This is a genomic window from Acinetobacter sp. AM (assembly GCF_003105055.1).
GTDB lineage: Bacteria > Pseudomonadota > Gammaproteobacteria > Pseudomonadales > Moraxellaceae > Acinetobacter > Acinetobacter tibetensis.
Genome location: NZ_QETG01000003.1, coordinates 50,374 through 76,036, shown reverse-complemented (window position 1 = coordinate 76,036; position 25,663 = coordinate 50,374). Strand labels below are relative to the sequence as shown.

24 protein-coding genes and 2 tRNA genes are annotated in these 25,663 nt (G+C 43.6%); 16 read left to right on the top strand and 10 right to left on the bottom strand.

The window, feature by feature from the left end:
• Positions 1 to 55 precede the first annotated feature (55 nt).
• Positions 56 to 619, top strand: a complete 564-nt coding sequence (ahpC, locus tag DCO44_RS02720; RefSeq protein ID WP_116759079.1) for an alkyl hydroperoxide reductase subunit C — start codon at positions 56 to 58, stop codon at positions 617 to 619.
• Positions 620 to 710: 91 nt separating this feature from the next.
• On the opposite strand, the gene DCO44_RS02715 is transcribed toward ahpC, so the two are convergent.
• Together DCO44_RS02715 and ycaC are read right to left on the bottom strand one after the other, a co-directional pair.
• On the bottom strand, positions 711 to 1,667 hold the full coding sequence (locus DCO44_RS02715) for a LysR substrate-binding domain-containing protein (protein WP_116759078.1): 957 nt from the start codon (positions 1,665 to 1,667) through the stop codon (positions 711 to 713).
• A gap of 84 nt (positions 1,668 to 1,751) precedes the next feature.
• Complete coding sequence (gene ycaC, locus DCO44_RS02710) at positions 1,752 to 2,378, bottom strand: isochorismate family cysteine hydrolase YcaC (protein ID WP_044738922.1); 627 nt, start codon at positions 2,376 to 2,378, stop codon at positions 1,752 to 1,754.
• A gap of 307 nt (positions 2,379 to 2,685) precedes the next feature.
• Here ycaC and DCO44_RS02705 point away from each other — a divergent pair, with 307 nt between their 5' ends.
• The 3 genes from DCO44_RS02705 (at position 2,686) to DCO44_RS02695 (ending at position 6,143) form a co-directional block, all read left to right on the top strand.
• The gene (locus tag DCO44_RS02705) at positions 2,686 to 3,573 is read left to right on the top strand and encodes a pirin family protein (RefSeq protein ID WP_116759077.1); all 888 of its coding nucleotides are present in this window, start codon (positions 2,686 to 2,688) and stop codon (positions 3,571 to 3,573) included.
• Between the two features lie 427 nt (positions 3,574 to 4,000).
• A complete protein-coding gene (locus DCO44_RS02700) occupies positions 4,001 to 5,299 on the top strand; it encodes an FAD-dependent oxidoreductase (protein WP_116759076.1) in 1,299 nt (432 codons plus the stop codon).
• A gap of 4 nt (positions 5,300 to 5,303) precedes the next feature.
• Positions 5,304 to 6,143 (top strand): SAM-dependent methyltransferase, encoded by an 840-nt coding sequence (locus tag DCO44_RS02695; RefSeq protein WP_116759075.1) that lies wholly within the window; start codon positions 5,304 to 5,306, stop codon positions 6,141 to 6,143.
• A 55-nt stretch (positions 6,144 to 6,198) separates the two neighbouring features.
• On the opposite strand, the gene DCO44_RS02690 is transcribed toward DCO44_RS02695, so the two are convergent.
• The 3 genes from DCO44_RS02690 to DCO44_RS02680 all read right to left on the bottom strand — a co-directional run bounded on the left by DCO44_RS02690 (position 6,199) and on the right by DCO44_RS02680 (position 8,010).
• A tRNA-Thr gene (locus DCO44_RS02690) sits at positions 6,199 to 6,274 on the bottom strand.
• Positions 6,275 to 6,400: 126 nt separating this feature from the next.
• Positions 6,401 to 6,727 (bottom strand): gamma-glutamylcyclotransferase family protein, encoded by a 327-nt coding sequence (locus DCO44_RS02685; protein ID WP_116759074.1) that lies wholly within the window; start codon positions 6,725 to 6,727, stop codon positions 6,401 to 6,403.
• 38 nt (positions 6,728 to 6,765) lie between these two features.
• On the bottom strand, positions 6,766 to 8,010 hold the full coding sequence (locus DCO44_RS02680; RefSeq protein ID WP_116759073.1) for an MFS transporter: 1,245 nt from the start codon (positions 8,008 to 8,010) through the stop codon (positions 6,766 to 6,768).
• A gap of 121 nt (positions 8,011 to 8,131) precedes the next feature.
• On the opposite strand from DCO44_RS02680, the gene DCO44_RS02675 reads away from it, so the two are divergent.
• Positions 8,132 to 9,052, top strand: a complete 921-nt coding sequence (locus DCO44_RS02675) for a LysR family transcriptional regulator (protein WP_116759156.1) — start codon at positions 8,132 to 8,134, stop codon at positions 9,050 to 9,052.
• Positions 9,053 to 9,210: 158 nt separating this feature from the next.
• A complete protein-coding gene (locus tag DCO44_RS02670) occupies positions 9,211 to 9,675 on the top strand; it encodes a surface-adhesin E family protein (protein ID WP_116759072.1) in 465 nt (154 codons plus the stop codon).
• A gap of 23 nt (positions 9,676 to 9,698) precedes the next feature.
• Here DCO44_RS02670 and DCO44_RS02665 read toward each other — a convergent pair whose 3' ends face one another.
• A complete protein-coding gene (locus DCO44_RS02665; protein WP_116759071.1) occupies positions 9,699 to 10,580 on the bottom strand; it encodes a LysR family transcriptional regulator in 882 nt (293 codons plus the stop codon).
• A 169-nt stretch (positions 10,581 to 10,749) separates the two neighbouring features.
• On the opposite strand from DCO44_RS02665, the gene DCO44_RS02660 reads away from it, so the two are divergent.
• From DCO44_RS02660 to DCO44_RS02630, 7 genes are all read left to right on the top strand, one after another.
• On the top strand, positions 10,750 to 12,267 hold the full coding sequence (locus tag DCO44_RS02660) for a CoA-acylating methylmalonate-semialdehyde dehydrogenase (RefSeq protein WP_116759070.1): 1,518 nt from the start codon (positions 10,750 to 10,752) through the stop codon (positions 12,265 to 12,267).
• A gap of 11 nt (positions 12,268 to 12,278) precedes the next feature.
• Positions 12,279 to 13,169 carry a 3-hydroxyisobutyrate dehydrogenase gene (gene mmsB / locus DCO44_RS02655; protein WP_116759069.1) on the top strand — a complete coding sequence of 297 codons (891 nt, stop codon included), beginning with the start codon at positions 12,279 to 12,281 and terminating at the stop codon, positions 13,167 to 13,169.
• An 85-nt stretch (positions 13,170 to 13,254) separates the two neighbouring features.
• Positions 13,255 to 14,916 carry an AMP-binding protein gene (locus tag DCO44_RS02650; RefSeq protein WP_116759068.1) on the top strand — a complete coding sequence of 554 codons (1,662 nt, stop codon included), beginning with the start codon at positions 13,255 to 13,257 and terminating at the stop codon, positions 14,914 to 14,916.
• Positions 14,917 to 15,036: 120 nt separating this feature from the next.
• Positions 15,037 to 16,161, top strand: a complete 1,125-nt coding sequence (locus tag DCO44_RS02645; protein WP_116759155.1) for an acyl-CoA dehydrogenase family protein — start codon at positions 15,037 to 15,039, stop codon at positions 16,159 to 16,161.
• Positions 16,162 to 16,254: 93 nt separating this feature from the next.
• On the top strand, positions 16,255 to 17,058 hold the full coding sequence (locus DCO44_RS02640; RefSeq protein ID WP_116759067.1) for an enoyl-CoA hydratase: 804 nt from the start codon (positions 16,255 to 16,257) through the stop codon (positions 17,056 to 17,058).
• 9 nt (positions 17,059 to 17,067) lie between these two features.
• Positions 17,068 to 18,132 carry an enoyl-CoA hydratase/isomerase family protein gene (locus DCO44_RS02635; RefSeq protein WP_228157498.1) on the top strand — a complete coding sequence of 355 codons (1,065 nt, stop codon included), beginning with the start codon at positions 17,068 to 17,070 and terminating at the stop codon, positions 18,130 to 18,132.
• A gap of 133 nt (positions 18,133 to 18,265) precedes the next feature.
• On the top strand, positions 18,266 to 19,216 hold the full coding sequence (locus tag DCO44_RS02630; protein WP_116759065.1) for a hypothetical protein: 951 nt from the start codon (positions 18,266 to 18,268) through the stop codon (positions 19,214 to 19,216).
• Between the two features lie 228 nt (positions 19,217 to 19,444).
• Here DCO44_RS02630 and DCO44_RS02625 read toward each other — a convergent pair.
• A tRNA-Ser gene (locus DCO44_RS02625) sits at positions 19,445 to 19,535 on the bottom strand.
• A 121-nt stretch (positions 19,536 to 19,656) separates the two neighbouring features.
• Here DCO44_RS02625 and DCO44_RS02620 point away from each other — a divergent pair.
• Positions 19,657 to 21,534 (top strand): potassium transporter Kup, encoded by a 1,878-nt coding sequence (locus DCO44_RS02620; protein ID WP_116759064.1) that lies wholly within the window; start codon positions 19,657 to 19,659, stop codon positions 21,532 to 21,534.
• A gap of 95 nt (positions 21,535 to 21,629) precedes the next feature.
• On the opposite strand, the gene DCO44_RS02615 is transcribed toward DCO44_RS02620, so the two are convergent.
• Positions 21,630 to 22,124 carry a hypothetical protein gene (locus DCO44_RS02615; RefSeq protein ID WP_165815672.1) on the bottom strand — a complete coding sequence of 165 codons (495 nt, stop codon included), beginning with the start codon at positions 22,122 to 22,124 and terminating at the stop codon, positions 21,630 to 21,632.
• A gap of 211 nt (positions 22,125 to 22,335) precedes the next feature.
• Here DCO44_RS02615 and DCO44_RS02610 point away from each other — a divergent pair, with 211 nt between their 5' ends.
• Both DCO44_RS02610 and DCO44_RS02605 read left to right on the top strand, forming a co-directional pair.
• Entirely contained in the window at positions 22,336 to 23,412 is a 1,077-nt protein-coding gene (locus DCO44_RS02610) for a DNA/RNA non-specific endonuclease (RefSeq protein ID WP_116759154.1), read from the top strand.
• Between the two features lie 41 nt (positions 23,413 to 23,453).
• On the top strand, positions 23,454 to 23,699 hold the full coding sequence (locus tag DCO44_RS02605; RefSeq protein WP_116759062.1) for a hypothetical protein: 246 nt from the start codon (positions 23,454 to 23,456) through the stop codon (positions 23,697 to 23,699).
• A 51-nt stretch (positions 23,700 to 23,750) separates the two neighbouring features.
• On the opposite strand, the gene aqpZ is transcribed toward DCO44_RS02605, so the two are convergent.
• On the bottom strand, positions 23,751 to 24,446 hold the full coding sequence (aqpZ, locus tag DCO44_RS02600) for an aquaporin Z (protein ID WP_116759061.1): 696 nt from the start codon (positions 24,444 to 24,446) through the stop codon (positions 23,751 to 23,753).
• Positions 24,447 to 24,572: 126 nt separating this feature from the next.
• Positions 24,573 to 25,580, bottom strand: a complete 1,008-nt coding sequence (locus DCO44_RS02595; RefSeq protein ID WP_116759153.1) for an AraC family transcriptional regulator — start codon at positions 25,578 to 25,580, stop codon at positions 24,573 to 24,575.
• Between the last annotated feature and the right edge of the window lie 83 nt (positions 25,581 to 25,663).

Below are 25,663 nucleotides of genomic sequence, written 5' to 3'. Positions count from 1 at the left end.
CTTATCCTTGGTTTCAAGTTAAGCAAATACTGTAACCAATACTGAGGAAAAGCACATGAGTTTAATCAATACTGAAGTCAAACCCTTCAACGCAACGGCTTATAAAAATGGCGAATTTGTTCAAGTATCTGAACAGAATTTTTATGGCAAATGGTCGGTTGTGTTTTTCTATCCTGCGGATTTTACTTTTGTCTGTCCAACCGAATTAGGTGATTTAGCCGATCATTATGCTGAATTTCAAAACATGGGTGTAGAGATCTATTCAGTTTCTACCGATACTCATTTCACGCATAAAGCATGGCATGACAGTTCAGAAGAAATTAAGAAAATTCAGTATAGTATGATTGGCGATCCGACTTGGGTCTTGGCGAAAAACTTTGAAGTGCTGATTGAAGCAGAAGGTTTGGCAGATCGAGGCACATTTGTGATTGACCCTGAGGGGAAAATTCAGATTATTGAAATTAATGCGGGCGGTGTGGGGCGTGATGCGCAGGAGTTGTTGCGTAAAGTTAAAGCAGCCCAGTATGTGCATGCTCACCCAGGTGAAGTTTGCCCAGCAAAATGGAAAGAAGGTGATGCGACTTTGGCACCATCGATTGATCTGATTGGTAAAATCTAAGCCAAAATACTTTGAATTTAAAAAATCCAGAATTTTGGTTCTGGATTTTTTTTAAATTCAAAGATGATTCAATTCAAATTGAGCTTGCCGCTTAAGGTCTATTAAATGGCACAGGATGATTCATTGGGGACAGATAGCCCGGTTGCTCCTGTACCAATGCACGCAAACCTGTCATGAGTACCTGAATTAATTTCTCTACAACCAGACGTTGTCCTTTACGAGAAGCATAAACCAATTGCACCGTACCAAGGTTGGAACACCACTCAGGTAAAATATGAATCAGTTTTCCTGAAGCGATATCGTGTTCAACCGTTAAATAAGGTAGATCTGCAATGCCTAAACCATCCAGTGCAGCAAAATAAACCCCCGCCAAGTCATTACATTTCAGGCGTGGCTGTAAGGGTATTTCAATGCTTTCATTACGACCCTGATGATGTAAATGCCAAGCATACTGACTTTTTTGTGTCCCCAGTACAACGCTTGGATAATCACCCAGCTCGGTAATCAGTTGAATGTGACGACCTTGTAAGAGTGAAGGGCTGGCAACCAAGCAATGTGTGGTTTGCATCACATCACGTACGACAATGTTGGCATCTTCATTGACCGAAAAGTTGGTCCGTAGCGCAAGATCAATATCATCATGTAAGACATCGACCCGACGGCTGGTTAATTCGAGTTCCACCTCCACCCGTGGGTAATCTTTCAGAAATTGGGTGAGTAGATGACGGACTTGGTATTGTAACATCACGGAGGGACAACTGATTTTGACCAAACCTTGAGGTTCATTTTTCTGTTGAAGCAGGACATTTTCAGCACATTCGACTTGTGCAATTACTTTGCAGCATTCTTCATAAAACGCTTGCCCCAACGCGGTCACTTTAAAATGTCGGGTCGAACGCTGAATCAGGGTGATGTTAAATTGGTGCTCTAACTCAAGAATCCGTCGACTGAGTTTCGATTTGGTCATTTGACTGGCTTCGCTGGCTGCACTGAATCCACCATGCTTGACCACTAAATAAAAATAATAGTAGTCATCAAATGAACGCATTTGCCACCTCTGTTGGTCATGTTATGTGATGTTTTCAAGTACGTTACAGCATGAATGCGATGCTGTAACGTACTTTATTCTGGTTTATTTTTGACCCGTATTTTGATTGTAGCTATTAATGAGGTTGCGATAATCTGGAATATGATTAGAGAAGAGGGTGCCCAAGCCTTCAATATCATTTCGCCAGTCACGATGTAGTTCACACGCCATGCCAAACCATGTCATGAGTTGTGCACCTGCTTGTGACATACGCTCCCATGCGGCATCACGGGTCAAGGCATTAAACGTGCCAGAAGCATCGGTAATCACAAACACTTCAAAATCTTCTTCCAGTGCGGAAAGGGCTGGAAATGCCACACAGACCTCGGTCACGACACCTGCAATAATCAGTTGCTTTTTACCTGTAGCTTTAATGGCTTTGACAAAGTCCTCATTGTCCCATGCATTAATTTGTCCCGGACGGGCAATATACGGTGCATCGGGGAACATTTCTTTTAACTCTGGAACCAGAGGACCGTTTGGACCATTTTCAAAACTGGTGGTCAGAATAGTGGGCAAATTAAAATATTTGGCGGCATCGGCCAAAGCCAACACATTGTTTTTGAATTTATCGGGATCGATGTCACGTACCAAAGACAACAGCCCAGTTTGATGATCGACGAGTAACACGGCAGCATTATTTTTATCTAAGCGAGTGTAAGGTTTACCCATTTTCTTATTCCTTCAGTGGATGAATAGAGACGTCAGCCATGCGCATAATTATGTTTAGTGCATGGTTGCGTTGTTGTTATATTAAGCAGAGACCCGATTGAGCTTAAAGGATGATTTTGGGAAAGATTGTCTTATTTTTGAGATAGTTTTGTTGTGGCACTCAACACGGAAATAAAAATAGATCAATTCAATATCTTGGCGTGATTGTTGTAAAAATAGGATGGTGTATCGCATAAGCTCACTATGTCCTGCACTTTAAAATGCTTAACATGGCGGCATGTTAGATCCTAGAGATAGGAGTTTTGAAATGAAAAAAATTACAGGTGTGTACCGTAACCAAAATATGCATTGGGTCGGTGATGGTTTTCCAGTGAGAAACCTGTTTTCTTATGACCGTTTAGGACAAGCGATTAGCCCATTTTTGTTGTTAGATTATGCTGCGCCGTATCCATTTACACCTACCAAAGAACAGCATGGTGTGGGTTCACATCCGCATCGCGGTTTTGAAACTGTGACCATTGCTTACCAAGGTGCGGTGACGCATAAAGATTCTAGTGGCGGTGGTGGTACGATCCAAACGGGCGATGTGCAGTGGATGACTGCGGGTTCAGGCTTGGTGCATGAGGAATTTCACTCGACTGAATTTGCGGAGCAAGGCTGTTTGTTTGAAATGGTTCAGTTGTGGGTGAATTTACCCGCAGCCGATAAAATGACAGCCCCGCAATATCAGGCCATTCAAGCTCAAGAGATTCCTGTAATTCACTTTGATGATGAAGCTGGGCATTTACGCGTGATTGCGGGTACGTATGCAGAGCAGCAAGGTGCAGCATCGACTTTTAGTCCAGTCAATGTCTGGGATGGTGTGCTGAAAGCGGGTCACCGCCAAGATGTATTTGTGCCAGTCGATCACAACACCTTTGTGGTGGTGTTACAAGGTGAAATGCTGCTGAACGGTCATCAAAAAGTGTTGGATAACTCGATTGTGTTATTTGCACATGATGCTGATCCGCACATTCAGTTGGAGGCGCTTAGTGCTGATGCGAAATTCTTAATTTTGACTGGCAAACCTTTGAATGAGCCAATTCAGGGTTATGGACCATTTGTGATGAATACCAAACAGGAAATCATTCAGGCCTTTGAAGATTTCAATCAAGGCAAATTTGGTGAGATTCCAGTTCAGGAACATCATCGCTAAGCTATTTAGTCAGTCTGAATCTTGTAAATCGTAGAGAAAAGAAGAAGCCCCGATGTCATTCGGGGCTTTTTGCGCTTTAAGCTTTGTTGTGGATGACACAGATGTTATCAATTAGATTTGCATAGTGTTGCATTTTAATTAGTGTGATGAAGTTAGCATTTTTATGCGGTGTATGATCCTCACTTTTGGCTTGCTTGTAAAATTGGAAGTGAAAGATAAATGTATCTAATTTGCTAATTTTAAACAAAAAATACGATTTAAAAAACGACTTTGTTTAAAAAGAGAGCATAAACATGTCACCGATTTGGCGGGCTAAAATTAAATTGTTAACGAATTTTAAAAGCATGGATTCTGGCATTTTTTAATAGTCTGTTTTGTAGCCCTGTGGTACATAATTTCCTTAATGTGTAACTGACGGATAATAACTTTGGATATTGCAGTTATTGGTAGTGGCATGGCTGGGCTGGCTACCGCGAGAATTCTTAAAGATGCTGGACATAACATTACAATTTTTGAAGCCTTACCAGGCCGTGGAATGGATAGTCACAGTACTGAATTTGAAGGCGGTCTGATTGATGCACCTTTGCGTGTCATGAATCCACACTTGTGGAAAAACACCTTAAGTTTAGCAACGTATTTAGGTATTCAAACTTACCCAGTACGAACCTATATGGCATGTAGCTGGTTATTTGAAGATAAAACCGAAACATGGCTCACCACCACACGTACCCGTATTGGTAATTTCCCGATTATCAATAACCGTAAAGGCATCAAACAATATGGTTGGCGCTTGGTCAAAGGTATGTTGCAGTTAAAAACCGCGATTTCTCAATTTTTTAAATCTGAGAATCAAGAGATTACCTTGGCAGAATTCATTAATCAGAATGATATTGAAGAAGTCTTCTGGCATGGTGCGGTGATGCCAGTGTTGTACACCATTTGTACCTGTAACCCTAAAACCATTGGTGACTGGCCGGCAAAACCGTTGTTGACCTTCTTACGTCAACTCACCGATGGTGATGCTTTATTGCGTATGCAGGGCGGCACGCCAGCCTTGGTAGATAAGCTAATTCAAGGCATTGAAATCCGCAGTGGTTCTGCCATTAGCCATGTGAAAGAGCAAGGTGATAAAGTGCTGGTGGAAAATTCCGCTGGTGAAAGTTATCAATTTGACCGTGTGGTGATTGCAACCCCGACCAATAAAATTGATACCTTCCTTGATCAAGCACAATTTAAAGACGACATTGATTTATTAAAGCAATTTAAATTTGAACAAGGTCAATTGGTCATTCATACCGACACGTCTGTTATGCCACCGAAGCGTAAAGACTGGGCAGTGTTGAGTTATATGATGGATCGTAAGTTTACCCGTCAGCAATTCACGGTCTGGTTAAACGCAGTTGAGCCAAGCCTCGTGGGCAAAAATCCTGTGTTCCAAACTTGGCGTCCAGTGACTGAAATTGATCCGAAAAAGATCATTTCGAGCGTAACGTTAACCCGTGCGGTGGTGAACTCAGAAACCGTGGCATTGAATAAACAATTGCAAGAGCGTCATAAGCAATTAAACCGTAAAGTGTTCTACTGTGGTTCTTGGTCATGTGATGGCTTACCAATCTTGGAATCGGCGGTAACTTCTGCCATGAATATTGCTGAGATTTTTGGTGCACCATTGCCGTTCGTAGGCTTAAAGCCTAAAGTAGAGGTTGCTCCGCAACTCGGCTACTAAGTTCATGAAATGGCTCCAACAGCTTCGCACAGAGGTTTCCCAACATAAATATGCCATCAATGCAAAATTATTAGGGGACAGCAGCGAATTGGCTTGGAGCAATTTGGGATATTGGTCTGAAACACATCAGACCTATCCCGAAGCTTGCCGTGACCTTGCCGATCATCTGGCACACAGTGTGCAGTTAACTGCGTCAGATCATCTTCTAGATTTGGGCTGTGGGCAGGGGGCAAGCGTACTGCATTGGCAGCAGCATTATCAGGTCAAACATATTGAAGCGGTTGAATTACAACCCAAATGTGTACAAAAAATTCAAACAGCAATTCCCCAGTTAAAAGCTATTCATTGCCACTCTTTTTTAAATTTAAAACAAATTTCCTTTCAGCAAGCTTTTGATGTGGTGCTGTGTATCGATGCGGCCTATCACAGTAGTTTGAATTCATTTTTAAATTCAGTTGCGCCCGTTTTAAATTCAAAAGGGCGTTTGGCATTTCATTACTTAATGTTCGGCCCGAAGTTTTTGAATTTAAATGCAGTGGAAAAAATGCAGTTGGCCTTGTTGCTCAAAGCTGCCGATGTGAATTTAAAAGACTTGCCTGATGACGTTGCTGTACAGCAACAGTTGGCCCAAGCGGGGTTTGAACAGATTCAAATTGAAGATTGCTCTGAAGCTGTATTCGGTGGCTTTGCCCGATATATTCGGCAGCAGACAGAAACACCACTTGCAGTCGCGCCATATACAACTTTTGATCTGATGAAGATTCAGTTGACAGCAAAATTGTGTCAGCGTTTATTTGAGCAGGGTGTGGTGCAGTATGTGCAAGTGACCGCACAAAAGAAATAAAAATGTAGGCTTAAAAACAACAAAAGCCCACTAATAAATAGTGAGCTTAAGTGAATGGTGCCGGCACACGGATTCGAACTGTGGACCTACTGATTACAAGTCAGTTGCTCTACCAACTGAGCTATGCCGGCATCTTGTGCTGTGCATTTTACATTAAGTTGTTTTGAATGCAAGCCAAAAAATGAACGATTGAATGCTTGGTACGATGAATTAAATCTAAGTCTCTACTTCCCCCATTGTTTTGTCTAAAACACAGGCTATTTTAGGCTGTATACCCAACTGTTGATGCGCTCACCTGTTTCGACCAAAGTGGCTTGTACGGGGCTGCGCACATAGCCTTCACCTTCAAACGCATCTAAAACCGTCCAATGTTGGGCTAAATTGTCCGAGAAAAATATAAAGCCTTGTACGGTTGGAGCATCTTCACTGAGCACAATACCTGGAAAACCTAAGTCTGCGCCCCAACCTTTGGCATGTAATTCACCATGTACAAAGGCTGTTGCCCATGTACCGCCAATATTTTCTAAAATATGTGCATTTGGACGATTCGGTCCTAAGGTGCCATCAACAAATAAACTCAACATGATAACGAGTTATTGCTTTTACAATGAATTCAGAATGCTTAAGCAGAGTGTTGAGGATGAACTTTAACTAAACAGAGACCAATACCAGCCAGTACGAAGAGCATCGCCAAGAGAACAACGCCTAACCATCCTGCATGTAACCAAAACCATCCTCCTGCCGAACCGATAATGCTCGAACCGAGGTAGTAAAACAGTAAATATAACGAAGTCGCATGTCCTTTGTTTTCATCGGCTGTCGCACCGACCAAGCCACTACAGAGGGCATGTGCAATAAAAAAGCCCGTGGTAATCAATGCCACGCCTAAAATAATGACCCAGAGGTTTTGCGCTAAGGTGCAGGCCATGCCTAATCCCATAATCACAAAGCCCAGAATCACCATACTTTGTCGACCATAACGCTGCGCTAAACGACCTGCCAGTGACGAAGACAGCATACCCAAACTATAAGAGAGAAAAATTAAGCTGATTTGAGTTTGACTCAGAAAGTACGGCGCTGCATCGAGTCGGAAGGTAATATAGTTAAACAGGGTCACAAAAATACTGGTCAACACAAAGCCCAGTGCATAGAGACGTAATAAAGAACGATTGCGAAGATGAGAGCACCATGCCTGAACATGGAAATTTAAATTTAACCCTTTTTTGGCAACGAAGTGTCGTGAGGGAGGCAGTAAATATAAGAAACCGAAGGCGCAGAACAAGCACAATAGACCCAGTAAACCCAATGCCGTTTGCCAGTTGACCCATTCAATCAGCATGCCCATGCCAACTCGCCCCATCATGCCACCAAAAGCCGTTCCCGCAATATACAGCCCCATGGTTTGTGCCAAGGCTTTGGGGTCCATTTCTTCTGCAATCCATGCCATGGTCACGGCAGGAACCCCACCGAGCACAAAACCTTCCAAAGCCCGTGTGGCAAGAAAGGTGTGCCACTGAGGAATAAACATCGCCAAGATATTCAGTCCAGCCGCACAAGCCATGGACATGAAAATGACATTGCGTCGACCTAAAGCCTGTGAAAAAGCACTGGAGAGTACAATCGAAATGGCCAAGAAAGCCGTGGTCAGGGACAATGCCAATGCACTATTGGCAGGACTGACCGCAAAGGTTTGGGTAAATGCAGGCAGTAAAGGTTGTACACAATAAATTAGCGAGAAACTGGCAAATCCCACCAAGAACAGGGCCAGCCCTACACGGTAATATGTGCTCGTACCCGATTCAATCCATGATTTGGATAATGGGGAGATGGGGGCAAGTTCTGGATTTGAAGAAGCGGGGCTAAGCATCTGAATTTCCAACAGCCAACGTGTTTGGCTTGTATGATCATTTACAGAATAAGCCTAGCAGTGCGATCGTTATCTTTCTAATATATTTAAGTCTATAGCAATATATGTTTTATATATGAATATTGAGCTGCGTCATATTCGCTATTTCTTAACTGTGGCAGAAGAAAAAAACTTTACCCGCGCGGCACAACGCCTGTGTATGAGTCAGCCACCCTTGAGTATGCAAATCCGTGATCTGGAAGAGAGTATTGGCGCAGAGCTGTTTTTACGAACTTCGCAGGGAGTAGTGCTGACCGAAGTTGGACAAGCTTTTCTCACTGCGGTTGAACCTCTGCAACATCAATTGGACGATGCCATTCAGTTGGCACGTCATGTTTCCAATGGTGAGGTGGGGCAGTTACGTTTGGGTTTTACAGGCACTTCCATGCTGAACCCTTTAATTCCAGAAAGTATTCGCCGTTATCAGCAGCAGTACCCCAAAGTTGGGCTAAAACTAGAAGAAGCCAATTCCCTCAAATTAATTGACTATGTGCTGGAAGACCGCCTAGATATTACCATTATTCGCCCACCTCGACAAATTCATAGCAGTTTAGCCATGCAACAACTGTTGAACGAAGCATTAATTGCGGCGGTTTCTGTACGCCGTGATTTAGCGCAGGGTGAGCAACCTTTACAGGTGACATGCTTACGTGAGCATGAAATGATTTTGTCCCCCCGCAGTGTGAGTGCAGGCTTATATGATGCGGTGACTGATGCTTGTCAACAAGCAGGCTTTGAACCCAAACTGGGTCAGAGTGCACCACAGATTGTCTCAATTTTATCTTTGGTGGCGGCGAATTTGGGGGTGTCGATGGTGCCCGAATCTTCGCAGCAATTACAAATTCAGGGCGTGGTCTATCGAGCTTTTGCAGAACCAGCACCTACGGTCGGGTTGGCGGTCATTTATAAACAGCATTTAGCCACTCAACTGGCCATTAATTTTGCCAGCATCTTGCAAATGGTCTGCCATCAGGATGCTGAATATTCCTCAGAGTCGATCTAGAGTGCCAACCAGTCATGCAAATGTCGCTTAATTTGTGCTAAAAATATTGAATTTTAATTGGTATAAATCTAATTATTTCAGTGTGTTAGTTATTTTTTCTTATGTGATTTATCGGTTGAAGTTGCTATAATCCCTGCGTCTATCTGGGGGATAGTGTTGTGTTAAATCGTGTGTTGATCAGTTTTCTAAGCTTGTTTTGGGGCGTATCTGCATTTGCCGAGTGGACTTACGTCAATGCCAATTATGACCGTTCACAATATATGTATATTGATTTTAATCGAGTGAAAGTGACGGATGTAAAAAGTAACGAAGTTGAGTATTGGGTAAAATATCTGATTAAAACTGATAAAGAAAAAGATGGCTTGGAGTTGGGTGATTATTCATTGGCCTTGTACCGTGTTGGCTGTGACAGCGCACAATATAGTATTCGCTCATCAGCGAACTTTAAAAAGAATGGTTCCTTGATCAGTAGCCAAAATTACACCACCAGTCAGACCCGAGCAATTATTCCGAATACAGCACTGGATTACACCGCAGAAATGGTCTGCAATGTTTTACCACAGCGCCAAAAAGTAGACCGTTTGGAGCAGCTTACTCGACGTATTGCGATGGGGGAATACTAACCAAGCTATCTGCCTAGTTTGTCTTAATCCATAAGAATGCGTTGTTTGAGGTCGGCCTGTTTGCGCAGATAATCCCAGACCAATTTAATCCGTGGCTCGTGTTGTAAATCGACAAACGTCAGCATCCAAAAGGTATGGGTAAAGCGTACCTGCTCGGGCAAAACTTGTTCTAAATTGGGCTGATCATGGGCCAGAAATTGCGGCAAGATGGCCAAGCCTGCGCCTGCATTGACCGCAATTTGCTGCGCTAAAATACTGCTACTGCGAAAATTGGCGGTCAGAGGAATGGGTAGCCGTTCCAAGCAATACAGTTCCGAACTATAAATCAGATCATCAATATAATTGACAAAGCGATGGGTCGCTAAATCTTCCATCCGCTGAACAGGCGGATGCTGTGCCAGATAGCGCTTGCTGCCGTAAATTTTTAAACAATAATCGGTCAGTCGGGTAATGATGTAAGGACCCGATTTAGGTCGGTCAATTGAAATGACAATATCGGCTTCGCGATGTGACAGCTTAATCATCTTGGGAACAGGAATCAGGTCAATCGTGAGCAGCGGAAATTGCTGCGACAGTTCTGCCAATAACTGGGTCAAAAACGCTGTGCCAAAACCTTCGGGTGCACCAATTCGCACGCGACCTTCAAGTGGTTGTTGTGGTTTTTGAATTTGCAAAAAAGCCTGTTCCATTTGCTCTACGCGCGGCACCAGTGCCATGCCATCGACAGTGAGTTCATATCCTGTGGCTTCACGTTTAAATAAGGGTGTACCTAAAGCGACTTCTAAGGATTGTATCCGTCGTGCCACAGTACTGTGTTCAACCCCAATAATCCGTGCTGCATTGGTCAGAGTTTTGGCACGTGCCAAGACCAAAAAAAATTGCAGATGATCCCAATCTACTTTCATTTTTTATTTTCCACATCCTGTGCAAAATTGCACAACCATCGTGCACCAATCTGCATTGGTGGTCAAAGTTTTCTTTGCTAGTCTGAGTTGAAAATCACAAATTGAACATACGGTTTAAGTCGTAGGGTTCAGCCGCAACACAATAAAAATGAATGCCTATGGAGAGGTTATGAATACGGTTTCTAAGATCCAATTATCGACAGCTAAATTATTGATTAACGGTGAGTTTATTGAGTCTAAAACCCAGCAATGGCAAGACATTGTTAATCCAGCAACTCAAGAAGTGATTGGTTTAGTCCCTTTTGCAACGCCTGAAGAAGTACAGGCCGCGATTGCTTCGGCAAAAGCGGCATTTGCCAGTTGGCGAGAAACCCCGATTCAAGCCCGAATGCGTATTATGCTGAAATTGCAGGAACTGATTCGTGACAATGCCAAGAAAATTGCACAGGTGCTCACTGCGGAACAGGGCAAAACTTTGGCCGATGCTGAAGGTGATATTCAGCGTGGTTTAGAAGTGGTGGAACATGTCTGTTCAATTGGCACGTTGCAAATGGGCGAATATACCGAAGGAGTGGCACGTGGGGTAGATACTTATACCTTGCAACAACCTTTAGGTGTCTGTGCGGGCATTACGCCATTTAACTTCCCTGCGATGATTCCTTTGTGGATGTTCCCCATGGCAATCGTCTGCGGTAATACCTTTGTTTTGAAGCCATCTGAACAAGATCCGCTCTCCACCATGATGTTGGTCGAGTTGGCAATCGAAGCCGGTATTCCCGCAGGCGTACTGAATGTAGTGCATGGTGGCAAAGAAGTGGTCGATGCACTGTGTACCCATCAAGACATTAAAGCCATTTCTTTTGTTGGTTCGACTGCTGTCGGCACGCATGTGTATAACTTGGCAGGTCAACATGGCAAGCGCGTGCAATCGATGATGGGTGCGAAAAACCATGTGGTCGTGATGCCTGATGCGAATAAAGAACAAACCTTAAATGCCATGGTCGGTGCAGCATTTGGTGCAGCAGGGCAACGTTGTATGGCGCTTTCAGTTGCAGTCATGGTCGCTGACAGTAAACACTGGATCAATGAATTGGTTGCAAAAGCCAAAACTTTGAGTGTGAATGCAGGTCATGAGCCGAATACGGACATTGGTCCAGTGATTTCACCGCGTGCCAAAGCCCGTGTGATTGATTTAATTAACAGTGGTGTAGAACAAGGCGCTGAACTGCTGCTGGATGGTCGTGATATTCAAGTCAAAGGCTATGAAAATGGCAACTTTGTCGGGGCAACAGTGTTTAGCAATGTCACCACGGATATGCGTATTTATAAAGAAGAAATCTTTGGCCCTGTACTGACCATTCTTTGTGTGGAGACTTTGGATGAGGCGATTGAACTGGTCAATGCCAATCCATTTGGGAATGGCGTGGGCTTATTTACTCAAAGTGGTGCAGTGGCACGGACTTTCCAAAACCGTATTGATATTGGTCAAGTGGGCATCAATATTCCAATTCCAGTCCCTGTGCCATTCTTTAGCTTTACAGGTTCACGTGGCTCAAAGCTCGGTGACTTAGGCCCTTATGGCAAACAAGCAGTTCAGTTCTATACCCAAACCAAAACCATTACCAGTCGTTGGTTTGAAGACAGTCAAGAGGCAGGGGAAGTCAATACCACCATCAGTTTACGCTAAGGAGTAGCGAGATGAAGATAGCTTTCATTGGTTTAGGGAATATGGGCGGTTCGATGGCACAGAACCTGCTCAAAGCAGGGCAAACAGTGTTGGGCTATGATCTGAGTGAAAAAGCCTTACAACAGTTTGCTGAAAGTGGTGGGATTGTTTGTGACAGTCCGCAAGCGGCGGCTGAGCAGGCAGATGTGGTGATTAGTATGTTGCCCGCGGCCAAGCATGTACGTGACGTGTATTTGGGTGAAACGGGGATTCTGGCGGTGATGCGTGCAGGTAGTCTCTGTATTGACTCGAGTACCATTGACCCGCAAACCATTAAAGATGTTGCTGCTGAAGGCTTGAAGCATCAGGTTCAAGTCTGCGATGCGCCTGTGTCTGGTGGCACCATTGGCGCCAAAGCAGGTACCTTGACCTTTATGGTCGGCGCTGATGATACAACTTATGAGCGTGTGCAGCCGATTTTAAGCTTTATGGGCAAAAACACGGTGCACTGTGGTGCGGTGGGTGCAGGGCAAATTGCTAAAATTTGCAATAACATGATTCTCGGAATTTCTATGGCGGCCGTGGCAGAAGGCATGGCTTTGGGCAGCCGATTGGGCATTGATACCCATGCATTGGCAGGCGTGATCAATAGCTCAAGTGGTCGTTGCTGGAGTTCGGAAATCTGTAATCCTTGGCCAGACATTAGTCCAAATGCGCCCGCAGGACGTGGTTATACCGACGGTTTTGCCTCGCAACTCATGTTAAAAGATTTAGGTTTGGCCATTGAAGCGGCAGGCCAAGTCAAGCAACCTGTATTACTCGGGGGTTTGGCACAGCAGTTGTATCAACAACTGTGTTTGCAAGGCAATGCGCATTTAGATTTTTCTAGCATTATCCAGCAGTATTTACCCCGAGAAAATTGATTTAAAAGAAATGAAAGGGTGCAATGAATGCACCCTATAAGAAAACCCTTGTCGTGAATAACAAAAATGTGACTGAGGTGAAAGGATGGCTTCAAATTATCTACAAGCGCAGCAAAACTTTGATTTGCAACAGGCTGCGCAACGGTTCCTATCAGGTTCAATCGATGCACTGAATGCGTGTTATGAATGTTGCGATCGGCATGCTTTGCCGGGGCGGATTGCTTTGTTTTGGCAGGGTAAAGATGGTCGTAAAGAGCAATATACCTTTCGAGAGTTACAGCAACGTGCCAGCCAATTTGCCAACTTTTTAAAGTCACAAGGCGTGTCTAAAGGTGACCGCGTTTCTGGTTTATTGCCACGTACGCCTGAGCTGATTATTACCATTTTAGCGACATGGCGGATTGGCGCAGTCTATCAACCTTTATTTACAGCATTTGGTCCGAAAGCCATTGAGCACCGCTTACAGTTGGCACAAAGCAAACTGGTGGTGACCGATGTGGGCAATCGTGAAAAATTGCACGACGTAGAGGGTTGCCCTGCAATTGTGACGGTCACGGGAGCCAAAGGCACAGGACTGTATCAAGGGGATTATAGCTTTTGGGCAGAAGTCAATCGTCAGTCTGATCAGTGCGAATTGGTGATGATGAATATTCAAGATCCATTCTTATTGATGTTCACTTCAGGCACGACAGGTCCTGCTAAACCCTTGCAAGTGCCACTGAAAGCTTTAATTGCATTTGGTGGCTATATGCAAGATGCGATTGGTTTAAGAGCTGAAGATTCGTTTTGGAATATTGCTGATCCGGGTTGGGCCTATGGATTGTATTACGGCATCACTGGTCCGCTCTTATTGGGTCATCCGACCATTTTTTATGAAGGCGCATTTACTGCTGACAGTTTATGCCAGATTGTAAATGATTATGGCGTGAATAACTTGGCAGGTGCACCCACAGCTTACCGCATGATGATGGCGGCCGATCCAAAACAAATGACGAAATTGCACGGCAAATTCCGTGTGGTCAGCAGTGCAGGTGAGCCATTAAATCCTGAAGTGTTTCGCTGGTTCAAGCAAGTGTTAGATGCACCAATCTTTGACCATTATGGCCAAACCGAAGTCGGGATGGTGGTGTGTAATCATCATGCATTGGAACATGAGGTTCGAGCAGGCTCGGCAGGTTTTGCCAGTCCCGGCTATCGTGTTGTGGCACTAGATGAACAGGGTAATGAACTGGGTGCAGATACCCCAGGAATTTTAGCTGTAGACATAAGCCAGTCTCCGATGATGTGGTTTGGCGGTTATCAAGAAAGTCGTAAATCGCCATTTATTGGACATTATTATTTAACGGGTGATACCGCTGAAATACATGCCGATGGCAGCATGAGTTTTGTCGGACGCAGTGATGATGTGATTACCACGTCGGGCTATCGTGTGGGGCCCTTTGATGTGGAAAGTGCCTTGTTGGAACATGATGCAGTGATTGAAGCAGCCGTGATCGGTGTGCCTGACCCTGAGCGCACAGAAGTGATTAAAGCTTTTGTGATTTTATCAGGTGAAAGTGCAGCCAGCGCTGAGCTTGAAAATGAACTGAGCCAATTTGTGAAGAAGCGCTTATCTGCTCATGCTTATCCGCGTTTGATTGAGTTTGTGACTGAACTTCCAAAAACACCAAGTGGAAAAATTCAGCGCTTTTTACTGCGCAATCAGGAAATTGCCAAGCAACAAACAACGGCAACTGCTGCAAGCTAAGATATTGTAAGGAAAGAAATTATGCAATTCACTGAAGGACAAGCTCACATGCAGGATATGGTAAAAAGTTTTGATCACGACCAGATAAAACCGACGGCCAGTGAGTGGGATCGACAAGGCATGTTTTTTGAAGAACAACTCTTGATTCAGGACATGGCAAAAAGTTTTGCCCAAGAACAAATTAAACCGCATGCCAGTGAGTGGGATCGACAGGGGACTTTCCCTGCGCAAGCCTTACAGCAAATGGGGCAATTGGGTTTTATGGGGATGTTGGTGCCTGAAGAATGGGGTGGTTCGGCAACAGGCAACTTGGCTTATGTACTGGCGCTGGAAGAAATTGCCGCTGCGGATGGCGCAACATCGGCCATCATGAGTGTGCATAATTCGGTGGGTTGCGTGCCGATTTTGAAATTTGGTACCGAAGAACAAAAGCAGCAATTTCTGGTGCCTTTAGCCAAAGGGGAAATGATCGGGGCTTTTGCACTGACTGAACCACATACCGGTTCTGATGCTGCAGCCATTAAAACCCGCGCCGTGAAAGATGGTGACCATTACATTATCAATGGTGCCAAGCAATTTATTACTTCAGGACACAATGCAGGCGTGATTATCGTGTTTGCCGTGACCGATCCGAGCGCAGGAAAGAAAGGCATGAGTGCCTTTTTAGTCCCGCGTAATACGCCGGGTTATGAAGTGATTCGGGTCGAAGAAAAATTGGGTTTACATGCCTCTGACACTTGCCAAATTGCTTTGACCGATGTGCGTGTACACAAAAGTATGTTGTTGGGCAAAGAAGGCGAAGGCTTAAAAATTGCCTTGTCTAATTTGGAGGGCGGACGCATTGGCATTGCTGCTCAAGCCGTCGGATTGGCGCGAGCCGCTTTGGAGGAAGCCACCCGTTATGCCAAAGAGCGTGTAGCTTTTGGGAAGCCAATTTTTGAGCAGCAAGCAGTTTCATTCCGACTGGCCAGTATGGCGACAGAAATTGCCGCAGCACGTCAGTTGGTACATCAGGCGGCGCGTTTAAAAGAAGCGGGTCAGCCGTGTTTAACCGAAGCTTCGATGGCGAAGCTGTTTGCCTCTGAAATGACCGAGCGGGTCTGTTCAAATGCCTTACAAATCTTTGGCGGTTATGGCTATCTGAAAGATTTTCCGATTGAGCGCATTTATCGTGATGCTCGGATTTGTCAGATTTACGAGGGTACCAGTGATATTCAACGCTTGGTGATTGCCCGTAGTTTATAAACCCAATATTGAAAAAACTGACCCTTGCACATGTGAGTGATCACGAGATGTGAAAGAGATATGTGCATGGGTCTATAGAAGAAGGATCGCAACATGCAGTGGGAAAAAACATTCATTGAAGACTTACAGTGGGACACGATTTTAGTTGAAAAGCGCAAGGGTGTCGGGGTCATTACCCTGAACCGTCCTCAAGCACTAAATGCATTAAACAGTCAACTAATTGCCGAAATTAACCAAGCCTTAGACCAGTTTGAACGCGATGCTGAAATTGGCTGTATGGTATTGGCAGGTTCTGAAAAAGCTTTTGCTGCAGGGGCTGATATTAAAGAAATGGCCGAGCTGAATTTCCCGAATATCTATTTTGATGACTTTTTCCATTTGGCAGATCGGATTGCGCAGCGTCGTAAACCCTTGATCGCTGCGGTAAGTGGTTATGCACTGGGTGGTGGCTGTGAGTTGGCCTTGATGTGCGATTTTATCTATTGTGCGGATAATGCCAAGTTTGGTTTGCCTGAAGTAACTTTGGGTGTGATTCCGGGTATTGGCGGAACGCAGCGTTTAACCTTGGCCTTGGGTAAAGCCAAAGCCATGGAAATGTGTTTAACCGCACGGCAAATGGGCGCGGTTGAGGCAGAACAAAGTGGTTTAGTGGCGCGCGTCCTACCGAAAGAGGAATTATTGGCCTATACCTTAGAGGCTGCGGAAAAAATTGCACAGCGATCCCTCACTGCCACCATGATGATTAAAGAAAGCATTAATCGCGCCTTTGAGGTGAGTTTGAGTGAAGGATTACGCTTTGAACGTCGTACTTTCCATTCCATTTTTGCAACTGTAGACCAGAAAGAAGGCATGAAAGCCTTTGTGGAAAAGCGACCAGCCCAATTTAAAAATCAATAAAGAAGGAGTCTGCGCATGGAAAATAATTTACAGATTAGTGTCCAAGGGCATTTAGGCGTGATTACGCTAGATCGCGCGAGTCATCTGAATGCACTGTCCTTAAGCATGATTCATGGCATTAGTCAGCAGTTAGAACAGTGGCGTGAGGATGATCAAGTTCAAGCTGTTTTGATTAACTCCAATAGCCCGAAAGCTTTTTGTGCAGGTGGCGATATTCGTTTCCTCTATGACAGTTATCAAAATGGAACCACCAATTATCAGCGCTATTTTGCAGATGAATATCATATGCTGAAGAGCCTGCGCCAATATGCGAAACCTGTCATAGTGTTTTTAGATGGCTATGTCTTGGGTGGTGGTTTTGGTTTGGCGCAAGCTTGTCAGATTATTGTCAGCAGTGAGAAATCTCGTTTTGCCATGCCAGAAACCGCGATTGGCTTTTTCCCCGATGTGGGTGCAACCCATTTCCTGTCTCGTTTAGATGATATCGGCGTGTATATGGCGGTGACTGGGGAACAAATCAGCAGTAGCGATGCCTTGCATCTAGATTTAATTGACTATTTGGTGCCAAGTGACCACTTGGCACAGTTGCAAACGGAGTTGGCACAGGCACCCCAGTTGAATCAACAGTTAATTGAGCAGATGATCGTGCGTTATTTAAAAGAACCTGCACCCAGTGAATTAAAACAGTATGAAGAGGCGATTCGACAGCATTTCTCACATACTGAATTGGCTCACATTGAAGACAGCCTAGCCCATACATTAGAGAGTGACTATATGGATTGGGCTGAAAAAATCTTGGCAAATTTGCAGCAACGTTCTTTGTTGGCCAAGCAAATCAGTCTAAAGCTACAGCATGTTGGGCGGGGGCTATCTTTAGAGCAATGCATGCAGTTAGAACGAGATTTACAAGATATCTGGTTTGAGCAGGGTGACATGATTGAAGGTGTACGGGCTTTGCTGATTGATAAGGATAAACAGCCGAAATGGCAAACTGAAAACCCTAAACTGATGCAGATGTTTGAAGAGCTTTTACCACCTTCACGACAACAGCGTCAGGCGAGTGTGCAAGTGTAAGTTTGCTTTCAATCCGTACAGAAAATCCTCCAAAGTATTGGGGGATTTTTTATAGCTTTTGATCTGAATAAATTGCTTAAATTTTGAATTATTCATTTTAATATTCCATTCTCAGAAATTGGATAAATCACGAATGAATGACTTAACAACAAGATTTTTAAATAATTTTACCCAGTGGCATGAAGTAGGACTGACTATCATAAAAGCGACTATAGCAATTGGGGTATTATGTTTAGTCGCTTATCTTCTCACCATTGGTTATATCCCTTCCGACATCAGCTTTGGTGATACGCTCATTTTTTTATTGATCTTTGTTGCTTGTTCAATTGTCTATGCTGGATTAAGCATGGTGCTATTTATCTTTGGCGTTTCTTTAATGCCTGTGGTGTACCTCATTTTTAATACAGTAGATCAGTATTTAACTGCTCATATAAGAATTGGAAAAAAGTTGCCTTTCCCAAAGATCAGCATAAGCACTTTAGCAATCTCCATTTATGTTTTATATCTTATTCGTGGTTTATTGGTGTTGCATTGGGAAATCAGTCTTTATGTAGTGATTACGGCCAGCTTTATCGCCTTGTTTTCTTATGCTTTTTATATTAATCGACTTAAGATCAAAGAATTTAACAACAAGTTCGAAAACTTAAAAGATATTATTGACGATCCTGAAGCGAGTGAAAATCTTAAAACATTTGCAAGAACTAAATTAAAGAGATTAGAAACACATATTAAAGACAGTATACAAATTGCCTGTTTTCTTATTCTGATTCCACTGGCCCCTATGTTTTTTATTGGGGATATTGGTCAAGTATTTTTAAATTATACGATGCAAAAAACAGGTGTCAGTATAGAAAAAACGACACTGTATATTAAAGCACCGTATGCCAATTTAATTGATCGACCTAAAACGACGACTTCAGCGCTTAGCCAAGACCAAACCTTTATATTTAAGGATGTAAAAGTGTTATTTCAGGGCATTGGTAAAAATACTTTGGTGTCTTACAAAGTGGGAAATATTGAAAAACAGATTGTTATTCCAAATGAGTACATTATTGTAGAAAAAACTCGGAAAGTGGATGATTAAGTTCAAATTTTAAAGTAGCTCTAATATAGAAATATATCGTCGTTCTAAAATATATCGTCTATGGTTGAGGGGTATAATTTTAGGGGTAAAATATTATACCCCCAGTTATACCCCCAGCTATAGCAAGATTGCAACAGATTGCCTGTAATTGCGTAGGCAATAAAAAAGGCTTAAACCCTTGTAGATTCAAGCCTTTCATCTCTGCTTGGATTGCAGTTCTTTTCAATTTGGCGGTGAAAGAGGGATTCGAACCCTCGAAACGCTATAAACGTTTACACACTTTCCAGGCGTGCTCCTTCAGCCACTCGGACACTTCACCATGGCGGAGGATAATATCGAAAAATATAGCCATCGACAAGGTGAAACAATTGAATTCAAGCAAAAGTTTTAGCTCAATGATATGATTTGCAAAAATAGTGTCGATAATTGAAGACAAGCTTATGCAAAGTTCTGCAAAAAAAGCCGCATTGCCTGCGATTACCTTGGCAGCATTAGGGGTTGTGTTTGGGGATATCGGAACCAGTCCACTCTACGCATTAAAAGAATCTTTCCATGCTGCACATGGATTAGTGATTAACCCTGAGAATGTCTTGGGTATTTTGTCGATTATCTTTTGGACAATGACATTGGTCATTACCATCAAATATGTCGCAATCGTCATGCGTGCAGACAACAATGGTGAGGGTGGCATTATGGCCTTGCTTGCCCTTAATCTACGCAATACCAATTTTAGTGATCGCAAAAAATTATTGTTGATTGCCATTGGCTTTATTGGAGCCTCGCTGTTTTTTGGTGATGGGATTATTACCCCTGCCATTTCTGTGTTGTCAGCAGTAGAGGGCTTGTCCATCGCGACTGATGCACTTGATCCTTATATTGTGCCCATTGCCATTAGTATCGTGACCGCTTTGTTTGTGATGCAAAAATATGGCACAGCTTTTGTCGGTAAGTTTTTTGGCCCTTTAACCTTATTATGGTTTTTTGCCCTTGGACTATTAGGCATCTCCAGCATTATTCAAACGCCTTTGGTTTTGGGGATGTTCAGTCCGCATTGGGCCATCCAGTTTATTATTACTAACCCGATGATGGCATTCTTTATCATGGGCGCGGTGGTGTTAACCGTAACGGGTGGTGAAGCTTTATATGCCGATATGGGACATTTTGGTCCTGTTCCCATCCGTTTGGCATGGTTTGTTGTGGTTTTACCTTGTTTATTGCTCAACTATGCAGGGCAAGGCGCATTATTACTACGTGACCCAAATGCCATTGAAAACCCATTCTATTTATTGGTACCAGAATGGGCATTGTACCCAATGATTTTCTTGGCAACTATGGCTGCAGTTATTGCCTCTCAAGCGGTCATTTCAGGGGTGTTCTCCTTGGCACGCCAAGCCATTCAATTGGGGTATTTGCCACGTTTAAGCATTAAGCACACGTCGGATTCGGAACAAGGGCAGATTTATGTACCTTTACTGAACTGGATTTTGCTCGCAGCGATTATTGTTTTAATTCTAATCTTCCAAACCAGTTCGCGTTTATCCCATGCTTACGGTTTGGCTGTGACCATGACCATGCTCTGCGATACCTTATTGATTGCCGTTTTCATACGTTACGCATGGAAATGGAGTAAGCCAAAACTCGCATTACTGATTACACCATTTCTATTGCTGGATTTGGTCTTGGTCAGCGCCACGTCACTAAAAGTTCTGTCAGGTGGTTGGGTGCCGTTATTGATTGGCGGAATTGCATTTATGTTGTTAATGACTTGGAAAGATGGTCGTGAACTGACTTTTTCCAAGCTGCAACAAGATACGCTTCCGCTCGATTTATTTGTGCAGAGTATTGGTGAACAGGCAAACTGGGTCGAAGGGGAAGCGGTCTTCCTCACTGGGACACCAACAGTTGTGCCACATGCCATGTTACACAACATGAAGCACAATAAGGTCTTGCATCAAAAGAACATCATTTTGACGGTAAAAATTCAGGATGTACCTTATGTTCCCGATCAAGATCGATTCCACGTGGAAACCATGAATCAGCATTTTTATCGCGTTGAATTGTTCTACGGCTTTAAAGATGAAATGAATATTCCAATGGCATTGGAAGCGGTCTATCAAGCGATAGAACTCGAATATAACTTAATGCAAATCAGCTTCTTTGTTTCGCGTGAACGTATTATTAGTACTGTGGGTGATGGCTTGGCGCCGTGGCGTGAAAAGCTGTTTATTTCGATGCAGCGAAACACCAGTCCCGTCAGCGACTTTTACCAAATTCCACCGAATCGTGTGGTGGAATTGGGTAGTCAAATTGAAATCTGATCATTTCGCTCTTGCTTAAACATAAGCGCTAAAAAAACCAAGGCATCGTCCTTGGTTTTTTTATGCAGATTGGAATGTTTTTGCAGTAGCGTTAGTTATTGTGCGACTTCGGATTGAGCATCGGCAGGCATCTGTTCTGGATGGGCTTGTATTGGCTGTGCTTCAAGGTTTTGTTCTGATTCTGGCAGACTTGTGATTTCTGTATCTGGACTATTGATTGGCTGACTCGCGGAAGAGCTTAATTGTGGTGCAGGGGGAATGGCCTCATTGGGTACAACTGCGGATGCATCCTCGATACTATTCGGAACTGCGCTCATACTGGATGCTGTAGGATGATTTTCGGTATTGACCAAACGTACTTGTCCAGATTGAATCAATTCCTGAATGGATCCTGGTTGTCCATTAATACTGGTGCTCACTTTGGCTTGTGACAAACTTTCTAGCGTTTCACCTGCCTGTACTGTGGGTTCTGCAAACGCACTGACGCTGCTGAAGCCGAGTAATAATCCAGAGGCTAAAACTGTTGCTGAAATTAAATTATGTGACGACATCATGGCTCCGTGATTTATTGTGACTGTTCGTTGTGCCATTACCTTGGCACATTCAAAATTGGGCTGACAATGGAATCTACCCAATTGCATCGATAAGCTACTTAAACACCTGATGAAATCAGACAATTTGTTACAACCTTCACTTGCTTGTCACGATTTTGTTGAATTGTTAAACGATCAGTCACATCTAGATATACTTCTACAGAAGGGCTTTGTTAAGCTCCTGCAAAATCAGTCGTTTGATAAAGTAATGGCCAGTAAAAAACGTAGTTCAAAGCAATCCTTTCCTTGGTTTTTTAATCAGCACAGTTCAAAAGTGGTGTTGGGAGTGGTTGCCGTAGGGAGTTTTGCCATTGCCTTTGGACAAGAGCGAATTAGCCAGTTTTTGTCTTTACCGAGTGCATCAAACTCGGCCTGTCTCGATCAGTTTTATCGAGATGTTCCTCCTTATTTAAACAAAGAAAGCTTACAAAAACAGAGCTATGCTTTGTGTTTTAACGGCTTTAATGTAATGTATTCTGGAGTGTCCAAAACGCCACTCTGGGTGGCAGAAGCCTTAACACCACAGCGGTTAAGTCAAAAAATTCCACGTGAAGACAGCTTCCATGAAGAGGAGCGGATTCCAGCGCAATATCGTGCGACTTTGTCAGATTATCGTGGTTCTGGCTATGACCGAGGTCATATGGCACCGAATGCCGACATGCCGAATAAAACTTCGCAGTTTGACAGTTTCTCTTTGGCGAATATGGTGCCGCAAGCACCTAAAAACAATCAGGAAGTGTGGCGTAAACTGGAAGAAGCGACACGTGCCATTGTGACCAAACATCAGACTGCTGTGTATGTGGTATCGGGCCCAACGTTTACCAGCAAAAAATTAAAAGTGATTGGACAAGGTGTTATGGTACCAACTGCCGTGTATAAGGCAGTTTATATTCCAAAAACGGGAGCCATTGGGGTGTATTACGCACCAAACAATAATTCGCAAGAAGTGAAAATTGTCAGTGTATGTTATTTGGAAGAACAAATTGGGGTCAATTTATTCCCACAATTGACTGAAGAGCAAAAGCGTAATACCTATCAGTTGCCGCTGACCGCGACTGCGGTGAAAGCCAAACAAGAGATTGCCTATTCGCATTGGGATGCAGAAAGCCAGTGTGCAGAAGATATTTCTGCGGAAAAGATTAGTGCAGCCCAAAAAAGCTTTAGTTCTGGCAGCAGTAAATCCACCTCAAGTTCGACCCCTAGTCTGGATGCAGACACGCAAGATGCGATTGTGAAACAGTTGATTGAAGCGTTATTGCAGTATATGTTGCAATTGGTGAAGTAGAAAAATACCCATCCATTTGAAGTATTGGCTCCGAGGTGATTATGTTTAAACCTTTTGAAAATGACACAGAATCACATGCAATTCATGATTTAACCTTAGAAAATCAATTAGATCGGGTCAATATTTATGGCAATTTGCAAATAGGCAAAGATCAGGCAGGGTTAGCCGCAGCAAAAGCCTTGCAGGCCTATTTAAATGCGATTGTGGCAACACTGGAAGCAGAACCAGACTTACCAGAACAAATCATTCATGCTGCGACTCAGGACATTGAAAACCCATTCTTATAAATACTCAAACCTGAGGGAAGCCAGTCGAGCGTTAGATCGACTGGCTTTTTTTTAAGAAGTCGTTTTACTTTGTGCAACAAATTTATAAATTAAACTGCCGATGACCGCGCCTGCAATTGGAGCAAGCCAGAATAACCACAATTGTCGCAATGCTTCCGTTTCTGCGAACAGGGCGACGCCTGTGCTGCGGGCCGGATTCACCGAGGTATTGGTGACAGGGATACTGATTAAGTGGATGAGCGTTAGCGCGAGACCGATGGCAATGGGTGCGAAACCTGCTGGTGCACGTTTATCAGTAGCCCCCATAATCACGATCAGGAAAAATGCCGTCAGTACCACTTCAATAATCAGTGCTGAAAGTAAGCCATATTTTCCAGGGGAAAGTTCGGCATAACCATTGCTGGCGAAAGCACCTGTCCCCATAAAACCAGCTTGTCCTTGTGCAATCAGGAACAGCACAAAAGCCGCCAAAATCGCGCCAATCACTTGAGCGGCAAGATAGGGCAACAGGTCTTTGCCATCGAAACGTTGACCCACCCATAAACCAATACTGACGGCGGGATTGAAATGTCCGCCAGAGATATGCCCAAAGGCATAAGCACCAGTTAAGACGGTTAAACCAAAGGCGAGGGCAACCCCCGCAAAACCGATACCAAGTTCAGGAAACGCTGCGGCAAAGATGGCACTACCACAGCCACCAAAGACCAACCAAAATGTGCCGAGCAGTTCGGCGAGATATTTATTCATCTTCATCTCCAGTATTATTCGTTATGATGATTTTTTGTTCTAAAGCACGACAGTCTATCTTTAACGAAAAATATAAGATGACTCAATGTAAAAATGATTAAAAAGCATACTTATTTTTGTCAATTCTTATATGGATTGTAGATATTGTTTACGGAATTGTTGAGGCGTTTTTCCAGTCCAGAGTTTAAACGCACGTTGAAAAGCACTTTGCTCGGAATAACTCAAAAGTAGGGCAATCTCTTGTAAGCTGAGATGAGGGTCTTGTAAGTATTGCTCTGCGAGCATTTGGCGGACTTGTTGAGTACGTTGTTGATAATTACTGCCTTGAGCCTGTAAATAACGTTGCAGTTGTCGAACTGAAATATTGAGCTGTTGAGCAATCAGCTCAATTTGGTATTGGTTTTTCTGTAGACCCGTGAGGATGGCTTGTTGGAGACGTTGATCTAACTGGGTTGAATGTGGCAATTGCTTTAATAGTGCCTGTGCTTGCTGCATTAATAACTGCTGTAAGGTGTGGTCGCCTTGTTGCAAGGGTGTATTTAATTCGGCAACGGGGAGCAAGACCTGCGTAACAGGTTGAGAAAAGCGCACTTTACAATGGAAAAACTGTTCATATAGTCGACTATTTTTCGGAGCAGCATGACGGAAATGCACTTCATGCAGTTGAATAGGATGTGTCGTCATATTCTGATTTAAAAACTGTACCATCAAGGCAATCGCAATTTCGTCGGTGAGTTGCGTGGTCAGATGCTGTGGTAATTCGCCCCAGCGAATGGCAAGGTAATCGGTAGATAGATCAATTTGCAGTGGACTACCATCATAAATCAGACGATGAAAATCATGATAACGGCTGAGGGCTTCGCCTAAAGTGTCACAGGCGAGGGCGAGATAAGCCAGAATGCCCAAATGTTTCGTTTGTACATAGGTTGAAATTTCTAAACCGAGAGCAGGATGAGGCACTTGTTGCTGTAATTCATTCAATAATTCATGCCAAATACGATAATCAAAGCGTTCGAGGTTTTGCACTTTCAGCAATTGCGGCTGAATGACAAGACCTTGAGCTTGACTATAGGCATACAGCAGGTGTCCCAGTCCACCATAGACGGAGCCTGTATAATCATTCAGAGTAAGCATCATGTGTTTTTGTTGTCGTGATTTGTCAATATTAAGGGTGTAGATGGTCAATATTTATCACATTCAGTTTTCTATATTCAAGT

Excerpts from the sequence above, each read along its gene's own strand:
- DCO44_RS02685 (WP_116759074.1), bottom strand. The coding sequence starts at position 6,727 with ATGTTGAGTTTATTTGTTGATGGCACCTTAGGACCGAATCGTCCAAAT.
- DCO44_RS02640 (WP_116759067.1), top strand. The coding sequence starts at position 16,255 with ATGCAGTGGGAAAAAACATTCATTGAAGACTTACAGTGGGACACGATT.
- DCO44_RS02695 (WP_116759075.1), top strand. The coding sequence starts at position 5,304 with ATGAAATGGCTCCAACAGCTTCGCACAGAGGTTTCCCAACATAAATAT.
- ycaC (WP_044738922.1), bottom strand. The coding sequence starts at position 2,378 with ATGGGTAAACCTTACACTCGCTTAGATAAAAATAATGCTGCCGTGTTA.
- DCO44_RS02620 (WP_116759064.1), top strand. The coding sequence starts at position 19,657 with ATGCAAAGTTCTGCAAAAAAAGCCGCATTGCCTGCGATTACCTTGGCA.
- ahpC (WP_116759079.1), top strand. The coding sequence starts at position 56 with ATGAGTTTAATCAATACTGAAGTCAAACCCTTCAACGCAACGGCTTAT.
- DCO44_RS02650 (WP_116759068.1), top strand. The coding sequence starts at position 13,255 with ATGGCTTCAAATTATCTACAAGCGCAGCAAAACTTTGATTTGCAACAG.
- DCO44_RS02660 (WP_116759070.1), top strand. The coding sequence starts at position 10,750 with ATGAATACGGTTTCTAAGATCCAATTATCGACAGCTAAATTATTGATT.
- DCO44_RS02615 (WP_165815672.1), bottom strand. The coding sequence starts at position 22,124 with ATGGCACAACGAACAGTCACAATAAATCACGGAGCCATGATGTCGTCA.
- DCO44_RS02665 (WP_116759071.1), bottom strand. The coding sequence starts at position 10,580 with ATGAAAGTAGATTGGGATCATCTGCAATTTTTTTTGGTCTTGGCACGT.
- DCO44_RS02715 (WP_116759078.1), bottom strand. The coding sequence starts at position 1,667 with ATGCGTTCATTTGATGACTACTATTATTTTTATTTAGTGGTCAAGCAT.
- aqpZ (WP_116759061.1), bottom strand. The coding sequence starts at position 24,446 with ATGAATAAATATCTCGCCGAACTGCTCGGCACATTTTGGTTGGTCTTT.
- DCO44_RS02595 (WP_116759153.1), bottom strand. The coding sequence starts at position 25,580 with ATGCTTACTCTGAATGATTATACAGGCTCCGTCTATGGTGGACTGGGA.
- DCO44_RS02605 (WP_116759062.1), top strand. The coding sequence starts at position 23,454 with ATGTTTAAACCTTTTGAAAATGACACAGAATCACATGCAATTCATGAT.
- mmsB (WP_116759069.1), top strand. The coding sequence starts at position 12,279 with ATGAAGATAGCTTTCATTGGTTTAGGGAATATGGGCGGTTCGATGGCA.
- DCO44_RS02610 (WP_116759154.1), top strand. The coding sequence starts at position 22,336 with ATGGCCAGTAAAAAACGTAGTTCAAAGCAATCCTTTCCTTGGTTTTTT.
- DCO44_RS02705 (WP_116759077.1), top strand. The coding sequence starts at position 2,686 with ATGAAAAAAATTACAGGTGTGTACCGTAACCAAAATATGCATTGGGTC.
- DCO44_RS02680 (WP_116759073.1), bottom strand. The coding sequence starts at position 8,010 with ATGCTTAGCCCCGCTTCTTCAAATCCAGAACTTGCCCCCATCTCCCCA.
- DCO44_RS02630 (WP_116759065.1), top strand. The coding sequence starts at position 18,266 with ATGAATGACTTAACAACAAGATTTTTAAATAATTTTACCCAGTGGCAT.
- DCO44_RS02645 (WP_116759155.1), top strand. The coding sequence starts at position 15,037 with ATGTTTTTTGAAGAACAACTCTTGATTCAGGACATGGCAAAAAGTTTT.